General features: G+C 72.4%; 10 protein-coding genes and 1 pseudogene. 4 read left to right on the forward strand and 7 right to left on the reverse strand.

Annotated elements, in window-relative coordinates:
* Positions 1 to 45 precede the first annotated feature (45 nt).
* Both lysX and AOK22_RS06210 read left to right on the forward strand, forming a co-directional pair.
* Entirely contained in the window at positions 46 to 3354 is a 3309-nt protein-coding gene (gene lysX, locus AOK22_RS06205; RefSeq protein WP_055697552.1) for a bifunctional lysylphosphatidylglycerol synthetase/lysine--tRNA ligase LysX, read from the forward strand.
* Between the two features lie 108 nt (positions 3355 to 3462).
* On the forward strand, positions 3463 to 4308 hold the full coding sequence (locus tag AOK22_RS06210) for a polysaccharide deacetylase family protein (protein ID WP_055697553.1): 846 nt from the start codon (positions 3463 to 3465) through the stop codon (positions 4306 to 4308).
* Between the two features lie 61 nt (positions 4309 to 4369).
* On the opposite strand, the gene AOK22_RS06215 is transcribed toward AOK22_RS06210, so the two are convergent.
* Positions 4370 to 5050: a class F sortase gene (locus AOK22_RS06215; RefSeq protein ID WP_055697554.1), complete on the reverse strand. Its 681-nt coding sequence runs from the start codon at positions 5048 to 5050 to the stop codon at positions 4370 to 4372.
* 350 nt (positions 5051 to 5400) lie between these two features.
* Here AOK22_RS06215 and AOK22_RS06220 point away from each other — a divergent pair, with 350 nt between their 5' ends.
* The gene (locus tag AOK22_RS06220; protein ID WP_055697555.1) at positions 5401 to 5892 is read left to right on the forward strand and encodes a hypothetical protein; all 492 of its coding nucleotides are present in this window, start codon (positions 5401 to 5403) and stop codon (positions 5890 to 5892) included.
* Positions 5893 to 6034: 142 nt separating this feature from the next.
* Here the strand turns inward: AOK22_RS06220 and AOK22_RS06225 are convergent, their stop codons facing one another.
* The 4 genes from AOK22_RS06225 to AOK22_RS06240 all read right to left on the reverse strand — a co-directional run bounded on the left by AOK22_RS06225 (position 6035) and on the right by AOK22_RS06240 (position 9103).
* Positions 6035 to 6559 carry a hypothetical protein gene (locus AOK22_RS06225; RefSeq protein ID WP_055697556.1) on the reverse strand — a complete coding sequence of 175 codons (525 nt, stop codon included), beginning with the start codon at positions 6557 to 6559 and terminating at the stop codon, positions 6035 to 6037.
* 190 nt (positions 6560 to 6749) lie between these two features.
* A complete protein-coding gene (locus AOK22_RS42545) occupies positions 6750 to 7295 on the reverse strand; it encodes a hypothetical protein (protein ID WP_055697557.1) in 546 nt (181 codons plus the stop codon).
* Between the two features lie 3 nt (positions 7296 to 7298).
* Complete coding sequence (locus AOK22_RS06235) at positions 7299 to 8618, reverse strand: alpha/beta hydrolase (RefSeq protein WP_208606370.1); 1320 nt, start codon at positions 8616 to 8618, stop codon at positions 7299 to 7301.
* Between the two features lie 272 nt (positions 8619 to 8890).
* A complete protein-coding gene (locus tag AOK22_RS06240; protein WP_055697559.1) occupies positions 8891 to 9103 on the reverse strand; it encodes a hypothetical protein in 213 nt (70 codons plus the stop codon).
* 185 nt (positions 9104 to 9288) lie between these two features.
* Between AOK22_RS06240 and AOK22_RS06245 the strand changes: the two genes are divergently transcribed.
* Positions 9289 to 10056, forward strand: coding sequence for a polyprenol monophosphomannose synthase (locus tag AOK22_RS06245; RefSeq protein WP_244164701.1), 768 nt, complete (start codon positions 9289 to 9291; stop codon positions 10054 to 10056).
* Between the two features lie 36 nt (positions 10057 to 10092).
* Here the strand turns inward: AOK22_RS06245 and AOK22_RS06250 are convergent, their stop codons facing one another.
* Together AOK22_RS06250 and AOK22_RS42140 are read right to left on the reverse strand one after the other, a co-directional pair.
* Positions 10093 to 10857, reverse strand: coding sequence for a bestrophin-like domain (locus tag AOK22_RS06250; RefSeq protein ID WP_055697560.1), 765 nt, complete (start codon positions 10855 to 10857; stop codon positions 10093 to 10095).
* A 14-nt stretch (positions 10858 to 10871) separates the two neighbouring features.
* Positions 10872 to 11051: pseudogene (locus tag AOK22_RS42140) on the reverse strand (hypothetical protein); the annotation flags it as partial.

The following is an 11051-nucleotide window of genomic DNA, read 5'->3' on the forward strand; positions in this document are numbered from 1 at the left end:
ACGTCTCGACGGGCGCGACGGCACAGGTCTTCCTAGAGTCGACCCATGACGGTCACCACGGAGGAGCCCGACGCAAGGGACCAGCCGGGCCGGATACGCCCGCGGAGCGGATTCCTCGGCCGCGTGCCCGAGGGATTCGCCGCCTTCTTCGGCACCCTCGGCATCTTCTGCGCCGTCCTCGCGGTCATCGCCCCGCTGCGCCGCCTCCTGCGCCCCGTCACCGAGGCCCTGGACCTCGTCACGGTCCCGGTCAGCGCGAACCTCGCGTACGCCGTCTTCCTCTTCCTGCTCGCCGCCGCGACCGCCGCCCGCAAGAAGGTCGCGTGGTGGCTCGTCGTCAGCTATCTGGGCCTGCTCCTCGCCTTCGACGTGCTCGGCGCCGCCGTCGGCTTCTGGGCGGAGTCACTGCCCTCCTTCGTCATCTGCGGCATCGCCTTCGTGCTGCTGCTCATGGCCCGCAAGGAGTTCTCCGCGGACTCCCGCCGCGGTGCCGTCTGGCGGGCCATCGCCGTCCTCGCCGCGGGCCTCGGCGTCGCGATCCTGGTCGGCTGGGGCCTGGTCGAGCTGTTCCCCGGCACGCTGCCGCGCGGCGAGCGCCTGCTCTGGGCCGCGAACCGCGTCTGCGGCGGGCTGATCCACGGCGGCGACTACTTCGACGGCACCCCGCCGCGCGCCCTCTCCTTCTGGCTCGGCCTGTTCGGCGCGCTCGCCCTCCTGAACGCCGCCGCCACGCTCTTCCGCTCCCAGCGCATGGAGGCGGCCCTGCACGGTGACGAGGAGCCCCGCATCCGCGCGCTCCTCAAGGCGTACGGGGACCAGGACTCGCTCGGTTACTTCGCCACCCGGCGCGACAAGGCCGTCGTCTTCTCGCCCAGCGGCAAGGCCGCCGTCACCTATCGCGTCGAGGCCGGCGTCTGCCTGGCCAGCGGCGACCCCGTCGGCGACCGCGAGGCCTGGCCGCACGCGATCGGCGCCTGGCAGGACGTGGCCCGGCGGTACGCCTGGCAGCCCGCCGTCATGGGCGCCTCCGAGGACGGCGCCACCGCGTACGCCCGTGCCGGACTCGGTGCGCTGCAACTCGGCGACGAGGCGATCCTGCACGTCGCCGACTTCGACCTGGACGGGCGCGACATGCGCGTGACCCGCCAGGCCGTGAACCGCGTGCGCCGCACCGGTGCCACCGCGCGGATCCGCCGCCACTCCACCCTCACGGACGAGGAGATGGAGGAGATCATCGACAAGGCCGACGCCTGGCGGGACACCGAGACCGAGCGCGGCTTCTCCATGGCCCTGGACCGCCTCGGCGACCCCGAGGACGGCGAGTGCCTCCTCGTCGAGGCACTGGACGCCGACGGCAGGCTCCTCGCCCTGCTCTCCCTGGTGCCCTGGGGCAGGGACGGCATCTCCCTGGACCTGATGCGCCGCGACCGCAGCGCACCGAACGGCGTCATGGAGTTCATGGTCACCGAACTCTGCGCCTCCGCCGCCAAGTTCGGGGTGCGTCGCATCTCCCTCAACTTCGCCGTGTTCCGCTCGGTCTTCGAGGAGGGCGGCCGGATCGGCGCCGGACCCGTCCTGCGGCTGTGGCGCAAGCTGCTCCTCTTCTTCTCCAAGTGGTGGCAGCTCGAAGCGCTCTACCGCTCCAACGCCAAGTACCACCCCGAGTGGTACCCGCGCTTCATCTGCTACGGCGACAGCGGCGCGCTCGCCCGCATCAGCCTGGCGTCCGGCATCGCCGAGGGCTTCGTCTCCGTGCCGTCCCTGCGCACCCTCTGGGGCAAGGGCCACAAGCCCCGGGGCGTCACCCAGCCCGCGACCACCGAGGGCCTCCCGTCGATCGCCGCGCTCGGCCTCACCGGACAGGACGGCGACGCCGCCGGCGACCCGGCGTCGAAGCTCCCCGAACAGATCCGGATCCGCCACCGCAAACTCGACCGGCTGCGCTCCCAGGGCGTCGACCCCTACCCGGTCGGCCTGCCCCCGCGCACCCACGAACTGGCCGCCGTCACCGCGGACATGAAGGGTGATCAGGTCACCGTCGCGGGCCGCGTCATGCTCGTACGCGACTTCGGCGGCGTCGTCTTCGTCGTGCTGCGCGACTGGTCCGGCGACCGCCAGCTCGCCCTGACCCGCGACACCTCGGGACCCGACGTCCTCGACCGCTTCACCACCGGCACCGACATCGGCGACCACATCACGGCCACCGGCACCGTCGGCACCAGCGACAAGGGCGAGCTCACCGTCTTCGTCACCGACTGGCGCCTCACCGGCAAGTGCCTGCGCCCGCTGCCCGACAAGCGCCGCGGCCTGACCGACCCCGAGGCCAAGGTCCGCCGCCGCTATCTCGACCTGGTCGCGAGCCCCGGCGCCCGCGACGTCGTCCGCGCCCGCTCCACCGCCGTGCAGGCCCTGCGCCAGGGGCTCCTCGACCGCGGCTACCTGGAGGTCGAGACGCCGATGCTCCAGCAGATCCACGGCGGCGCCAACGCCCGGCCCTTCACCACCCACATCAACGCCTATGACCTCGACCTGTATCTGCGCATCGCCCCCGAGCTGTACCTCAAGCGGCTCTGCGTCGGCGGCATGGAGAAGGTCTTCGAGATGGGCCGCACCTTCCGCAACGAAGGCGTGAGCTACAAGCACAACCCCGAGTTCACGATGCTGGAGGCCTACCAGGCCTTCGCCGACTACGACGTGATGCTCGACCTCACCCGCGAGCTCATCCAGGGCGCCGCGACCGCCGCCTTCGGTTCGCCCGTCGCCCGCAAGGCCGACGCCGACGGCAGGCTCGTCGAGCACGACATCTCCGGGCCCTGGCCGGTCAAGACCGTCTACGGCGCGATCTCCGAGGCGCTCGGCGAGGAGGTCGACGCCGACACCCCGCGGGCGGCCCTGCACCGCCTCTGCGACCGCGCCGGCGTCCCGTACACCGCCGACGACGGCCGCGGCGACGTCATCCTGGAGATGTACGAACGGCTCGTCGAGGAGAGGACGAAGCTGCCCACCTTCTACAAGGACTTCCCGACCGACGTCTCCCCGCTGACCCGCCAGCACCGCACCGACCCGCGCCTGGCCGAGCGCTGGGACCTCGTCGCCTTCGGCACCGAACTGGGCACCGCCTACTCGGAGTTGACCGACCCCGTCGAGCAGCGCCGACGCCTCACCGCCCAGTCGCTGCTCGCCGCCGGGGGAGACCCCGAGGCCATGGAGCTCGACGAGGACTTCCTCGACGCCCTGGAGTACGCGATGCCGCCCACCGGCGGTCTCGGCATCGGCGTCGACCGGCTCGTCATGTTCCTCACCGGCCTGACCATCCGGGAGACGCTGCCCTTCCCGCTGGTGCGCCGCGTCTGACCCCCGCGCCGCGCCCGGAGGGCTCCGCCGCGTCTGAACGGGTGCTTTCGGGGGCCGTCCCGGTGTCGGTGTTTCCGCGCGGGCCTTCGGCCATGCGACGGATTAGTCATGAAAGACGATCAGCTGACTCCAGGGCGCCGGGTGCTGCTCCGCGCCGCCGCGGTCCTCGGCCTGACCGCCACCGCGGGCTGCGTGGGCACGGACCGCTCCGCCGCCCCCGGGCCCACGGCCACCGGCGGGGCGCCCGCCGCGGGCCCGCAGGCCGCCCGCGCCCTCAAGCCCTCCGCGTACCGCCTGCAGCCCATCGCCGGATTCGGCCCCCAGCGCGCCGCCCGCGCCCTGCCCCGCGTACGCAAGGCGCCGATCCTGCGCATCCCGGGCCGCGACCGCTCGATGGTGCTGACCTTCGACGACGGCCCCGACCCGCGCTACACCCCGCACATCCTGCGGACCCTGCGCCGGTACGACGTCCGCGCGATGTTCTTCGTCTGCGGGGAGATGGCCGTCGACAACAAGGACCTGCTGCGCGAGATGGCCGACGACGGGCATCTGATCGGCAACCACACCTGGAGCCATCCGCTGCTGCCGCGTCTGTCCCGGGCCGCGATGCGCGACCAGATCGAGCGCACCTGCGACGTCGTCGAGGACGCGACCGGCGATGCCCCCGAGTGGTTCCGGGCCCCCTACGGCGCGTGGAACCGCAACGCCTTCCAGCTGGGCGCCGACCTCGGCATGGAGCCGCTCGCCTGGACCGTCGACACCCTCGACTGGACCGAGCCCGGCGCGGGGACCATCGTGCGGCGGGTGCGCGCGGGTGCCGGGCCGGGCGTCGTGGTGCTCTCGCACGACGCGGGCGGCGACCGCTCGGGCAGCGTCACGGCCCTGCGCGAGTACCTGCCGGAGCTGCTCGACTCCGGCTACCGCATCACGGTGCCGAGCCGCCCCATGGTCTGAGCGGCGCGGGGGTCCGGGGCGCGCGCCGCGGCCCGGACCCCTCGCCCCTCGGACCGGTGCGTCAGCGCACGGCGACCAGGCGGGCGAACACCACGACGTTCCCGTCGTATCCGGACTGCTTCGAGAAACCGCCGCCGCAGGTGATCACGCGCAATTCGGGAGTCCCGCTGTTTCCGTAGACCCGTTTGCCCGGGAAATTCTCCTTCTCGAAGACCTCGATTCCGTAGATCTCGAAAATCGCCGTCTTCTTGTCCTTGCGCCTGACCTCGACGTGATTTCCCTTCTTCAGCGAACCGAGTCCGTAGAAGACCGCCGGGCCCTGCTGATTGTCCACATGGCCGACCACCACCGCCGTGCCCTTCTCCCCCGGCGACACGGCGCCGGTGAACCAGCCCGCGAGATTCGGGTCCTCCGGCGGCGGCGCGTCCACCCACCCCTCGGCGTCCAGGCCCACCGGCATGATCGGGGCGTCCACCTGGATGCCCTTGATGCGCACGCGCTCGGCGGGCGAGAAGGCCAGGGGCGCGGGGGCGCCGCGGCCCGCGTCGGGCGCGCGGTCGGCGGCAGCGGCGGACGCGGGCTGCGGCGGGCCCACGTCGAATTCCCCCGAGCCGTTGCGGATCAGCGCGAGTCCGGTCAGCAGGACGAGTGCCATCACGCCCCACGGGGCGCGCTTCTTGGGCTTTTCCTCCTCCTGGAGATCCTGGAAGTCGAACTCGTCGGCCGGATGGGACGAAGGCATTCTCTATCCCCTCTCAACGCGGCATGCGCACCGCGTCCGTTGCGCGTACGAAAACGCTAAGCGCGGGGCGCGCGGCGTGCGAAAGGGCGGGCGCGAACGGGTGGCGTCCGGGCCGGGGTGCGCCATCCGAGTCGCCCCCGACAGGAAATTTCTGACGGTCCGTGACCTGCGGTGATGGCGCATTGCGCGGACGCGCCCCGGCGTGTCGTCTCACCAGGACGGCCGATACCCGAAATGCGGGTCCGCGCACGGCATCTGAGGGTCAGTCTGGGAGGCGCTCTCTCGCCGATCGACCGGGGACGGTAGCCCCGGGGCGCCTTCCGCGGAGGATTGCCATGCGTACTTCTCGTATGCGGACCACTCGTGCCCTCGCGGTCGCCGCCGCGGCCGTCGGGGCGGTCGGGCTCGCCGCGCCGGCCGCGTCCGCGTGGGCCGACCCGACCAACATCGTGGCGATGCCCAGTGTGATCCCGAGGGGCGGGCACCTGACGGTCACGGTCGACGGCACGTCCTGCCAGACCGGCGGGAAGATCAAGTCGCCCGCCTTCCCGGAGACGGACCTCCAGGCCATTCCGGGCGGCAGCACGGCGAGTGCGACCGCGACCATCAACGCCGACGCCACGCCGGGCGCGTACGACATCACCGCCATGTGCGGCGGCAAGGAGCTCACCCGGCCCGCCGCCTTCACGGTCATCCACGGCGGTGTCCGCGGTGGCCTCGGCGGCAGCTCGACCACCGGGGCGACCAGCACCGACATGGCGATCGGCGGCGCCCTCGTGGCCGCCGCCGTGGTCGGTGGCGGCGTGTTCTGGATGCGCCGCAGGGCCGAGAACAGGGTCTGAGCGTTCCGCCGGGCCGGCGCGTCCCCCTTCCGAGCCGCGCCCGGCACCTTCCGCTCGCAGCGCGCGACACTCGCACGGCGCGTGACGCGCCTCGCCCCCGGGACGGGAGACGTCCCGGGGGCGAGGCGTTGCCGAGGGCCGGTCAGGAGTCCTCGCCGGTGCGGCGGCGCGTCTTGTAGTACGCGGTGCCCAGGGCGCCCAGGATCAGCGCGCTGCCGAGGGCGATCTCGTGCAGGTCGAGCCCGCCGAGGCTGCCGCCGATGCCCGCCTTGACGCCCTTGTGGACGGTGTGGGCGCCGTCCGGGCGGCCGGTGGCGATGGTCAGGTCGGTCTTGTCGCTGCCCGGGTTGCTGCCGTTGCAGGTGAACGTCACCTCGTACATCGCGCCCGGTTTCGCGTCCCAGAACACCTGCGCCGTGGCGGACTTCTGCCCCTTGGGGATGGTGGTGTCGTCGAAGACGCCGGAGGTGACCTTGGTGTCGCCGTCGCAGCCGTCGACGTTGAGGGTGACCGTGCCGCCGGCGGCGATCGTCGTGGGGGAGACGCTGAAGCCGAACGCGGTCACGTTCTGCTCCTCGCCCGTGACGGCCGCCGAGGCGGTCGGGGCGGTGAGGGTCAGGGCGGTGGCGGTGAGCAGAGCGGCCGAAGCGACACGTATCGCGCGCATGGTGGATCCTCCGGGTCCCCGAGGAGCAGCTGCGGACCTTCTTCCGCTGACGCCTGAAATGCACCTCGATGCCCGAAACGCTAGGTAGGGATCCCTGTGGTCGCGATCGGTGTCGCGCGAACGGGGCAATGGTGTGGGCCGGACAGGGGAACGGCGTGGCGTGTCGGCCCCGGCGGGCGCCGACGGTGTGTCAGGACTCCCGGCGCAGGCCGAGCCCCCGCCGGTCCAGCTCCTCGGCGAGGATCCGCACGGCCTTGGGGCCGACCCCGTGCAGGGCCAGGAGTTCGGACTCCGTGTGCGCGGCCACCCGCTCCAGGGTGGTCAGGCCCGCGCCGCACAGCGCCCGCGTCGCCGGTCTGCCGATGCCGGCGGGCAGATCCCCGCCGGGGGCGTCCGCCGCGGACTCCGCGGCGGCCAGGGACGCGGCGAGCCGCTTGGGCGCCCGCTCGCGCCATGCCGCCCGGACCAGGGCGTTCAGGCCCTTGCCGTTGATCTCGGCCAGCGGCACCCGGAAGCCGATCGGCGTACCTCCGCGGACCAGGCGCTCACCGCCGGGGTGCGCCGCCACGGCGGCCTCCGTCCCGTCGTGCGGCAGACGGAGCTGGACGTACCCGTCCTTCGTCACCGAGGCGAAGCCCTTGCCCCGGACGGTGAAGGCGGCCATCCCGAAGTGGGTGCCCTCCTCGGCCTCGGGAAGGGCGAGGGCGGCCTTGCGGAGCTGGGTCACCGTAGTCATGGCTCAGGGTGTCAGACCGATGTGCGACGCGAGCCACGGCAACTGCTTCTCCAGGCCGGGGCGCCACACCTGCCAGCTGTGCCCGCCGGGCAGCTCGACGAGCTGGGCCTTCATGCCCGCCTTCCGTGCCGCCGTGTACACCTTGAGGGCCTGCGGGCGGTACGTCGAGTCGTCGGTGCCCGCGACGAACGTGCCCGCGGTGTCCGGGAACTTCTCCCGCGCCAGCACGTCCATCGGATTGACCTTCTCGAACGCCGCCTCGTCCCCGCCGAACGCCGCGTCCACGGTCTTCTTGCGGCTGCCGAGCGTCGGCTCGTCCTGGCCGGAGATGTCGAGGAAGGTGCCGTAGCGCCGGGGCGCGTTGACCGCCATCTGCAGGGCGCAGGTGCCGCCGTTGGAGAGCCCCGAGACCGCCCAGTGCTCGCGGTCCGTGGCCGTCTGCAGATGACCGGCCGCCCAGGCGGGCACGTCGTCGGCGAGGTACGTCTGCACCTTGCCGAGCCTGGAGTCCATGCACAGCGGGTTGTCGAAGGGGGAGCCCAGCGGGTCGACCACCAGGACGATCGGTGCGAGACCGTCGTGCCCGGCGGCGAAGTCGTCCATCATGTCCGGCAGCTGACCCGAGGTGATCCAGTCCTGCGGCGAGCCCGGCTGCCCCGCCATCAGGACGAGGACGGGAAGCAGGGGCCGGGGGGAGGCGCGATAGGCCGGCGGCAGGTAGACGTACGCGTCGCGCGCGTCGAAGCCCGACGTGGTGCCCGGGATCGAGGCGGTCGACACCGTGCCCTTGGCGGGCAGCCCGGACGGGGCCTTCCACACCTCGGAGAGCGCCTTGCCCTTCGGTACGTCGAGCACCGGCTCCTTCTTGCCGGTGGCGTCCTTGAGGCTGACGGTGTCCTGGGGGCCGAGCATGGTCCGCACGGTGGGGTAGTTGTCGTAGTGGATGTTGACCTCGGACAGGCCGAGCACCACGACGAGCGCGCCGGACAGGAGCGCCCCGGCGCGACCGCGCCACCGCAGCGTCGGCATCCGGAACAGCGCCAGGCACACCCCGAGGATCGCGACACCGATCCACAGCACGACGTCGCTGGGGAGCTTGTCGGGGAAGGGCTGCCACCAGTCGTCGACCGTCAGCTTGACCAGGAAGGTGAGCAGGGCCGCCGCGACCACGGCGAGCGGCAGGAGCCGGGTCCACCAGCGGACGTCGCGCGAGACCAGGAGCGCGACGAGCGCCGCGCAGCCGACGATCCGCACGACGAGCGGAACCGCTCCGTCGACCAGCGACCAGTCCAGCGGCCCGGCGGCCATCGGCAACCGCTCCACGCGCGTCCCCGTTCCGTTCGGTTCCGTTCGGTGTGGCACGGACTGGGGGCCGGCCAGCCGGCCGGCCCCCAGGGAGGTAGGTGAGCGGACCGCTCTGCCTTGAGCTACAGCCCCGCGCAGTGGAGCTGGGTGGACTTGAACACACCATCTGCCCGCTCACTGAAACCATAGCAATCGCGAGGAATGCCGCAATTCGGGCGATGAATGGGCTGGGCGATGGGCGCGCTGGCCGGTACGTCGGGGGCATGTGAACCGGGGCTACGCGCCGTGGGCTACGCGTCCGTCCATGCGTGCGGGCCGCCGCGCCACTCGACGAGATGCGGGTCGTCGAGCGCCATGTCGGCCTCGCCGATCCCCGCACGCCGCAGGAGCTCCCTGAGGTCCCGGTCGCCGTGGGCGACGCCGACGTCCCGGCCGCGCACGGAGACCAGCCGTCCGCCGTCGGGGGCGGGCGGGTGGACGACGATCGGTGACTGCCAGGCCATGCGACCAGAGTGCGCCGTGCCGGGGCGCGGCGCAGCACGGTTCACGGCCAATGCGGCCGGCGGACGTCCGGTCGGCATGGCGTCCCGACCTCAACAGTCGCTGCCGCCACAGGCGTTGGCGGTCCTACACGATCCCTGTCGTAGTGTGGTGCCGACCGCACGGAGAATCGCACGGGGGAATCAACGTGGAACAGGCGTCCCGAAACGCGGGCGGGGCCTTCGCGAAGGTCGTGGTGGTCGTCCCCACGTACAACGAGCGGGAGAACCTGCCGCTCCTCGTCGACCGCCTCACCGGGCTGGGCCTGCCCGGACTGCACGTGCTCGTCGTCGACGACAGCTCGCCCGACGGCACCGGCGACGTCGCCGACGCGATCGCTGAGGAGTCCGGCGGCACGGTCGCCGTCCTGCACCGCACCACGAAGGACGGCCTCGGCCGCGCGTACGTCGCCGGGATGACGCGGGCCCTCGCCGACGGCGCGGACGTGGTGGTCCAGATGGACGCCGACCTCTCGCACCCCGCCGAGACGCTGCCGCTCATGGTGCGCACGCTGCGGGAGGACGACGGCGTCGCGCTCGTCATCGGCTCCCGCTATGTGGCGGGCGGGGCGCTCGCCACGGAGTGGGCCTGGCACCGCAAGGCGCTCTCCGCCTGGGCGAACTTCTACGTCAACGCCGTCCTGCGGCTCGGCGTCAAGGACGCCACGGCCGGGTTCAAGGCCTGGCGGGGCAGCGCCCTGGAGGCGGTCGACCTGCCGTCGGTGCGGAGCAACGGCTACTCCTTCCAGGTCGAGATGAACCACCGCGCGATCCGCCGCGGCCTGCGCATCGTCGAGGTGCCGATCACCTTCGAGGAGCGCGTCCACGGCGCTTCCAAGCTCAGCCTGAGGGTGCAGGCCGAGTCGGCGATCACCCCCTGGAAGCTGAGGTTCGGCCGCCGGCGCGCGGGGAGCTGACGGCTCGCCGCGCGCCGCGGACCGGACTGTTCCGGATCAGCCCCCGAGTCCGGGGAAGAGTGCGTGGAAGGGTTCCGCGGTCGCCGCGACACCCCGGCTGTAGGGCGCGTCGAAGTCCCAGATGAGGAACAGCAGGAACGCGAACAGCGCGGAGAACAGCCCGGCGAGGGCCAGTTCGCGTGCCGTACGGCGGATCTGCAGGGCGAAGATCATGCCGATGGTGACGAGACCGCCGGTGATCAGGCCGAACCACACGACGCCCGGCATGGTCGCCCCCGCACTGTCCCCGCGGGCCCCGCGCGCGTCGTCCGCGATCGCCACCTGGTCGACGAGCGGCTGGTACGCCTGGGCCTCGAAGTCCGACTTCGGCTGGTAGTCGGTGACGTCGTGCCGCACGCGGGCGAGCAACTGCGCTCCCCGGTCGGTCAGTTCGCCCTTGGCGGCCATGGTGTCCCACTCCGTGGTGACGACATGGCCGACATAGGCGTGGACATCGGCGCGGATGCGGTCCCGGACGTCGTCCGGGTAGACGCGCGCCCGCTCGGAGACCTCGTGCAGCGCCTGGGCCTCCACGCGCACGTACTCCTGGGCGGAACTGCGGCCCTCCCAGACGCCCGCGATGGCGAGGCCCAGGACGATGGCGTACACGACGCCGATCATCATGGTCATGTACTCGATGACGTCCGGTGTCTCGGACGCGTCGTAGTCCGCGCCCGTCCTGCGGTGCCGCAGCACGGTCACGAGCAGAACGACACTGCAAGCGGCGGCCATCGCGAGGGTGAGAACAAGCCATTCCGACATGAGACCTCCGGCGGTCAGCGGGGGCGCAGCGCGGCGACGGCGAACACCGCGGGTGCCGTGATGAGCAGGGTGAGCGAGACGAGGGACGGGCCGCTGCGGTGCGGCCGCTTGCGCGGCGGCGCGTGATACGCCGGATAGGTCACGGGCGGCGGCTTGCTCGCTCGGTGAACGGGGGCCTTGGGGCGGTGGACGGG

It is taken from the genome of Streptomyces silaceus (genome assembly GCF_001419745.1).
GTDB lineage: Bacteria > Actinomycetota > Actinomycetes > Streptomycetales > Streptomycetaceae > Streptomyces > Streptomyces silaceus.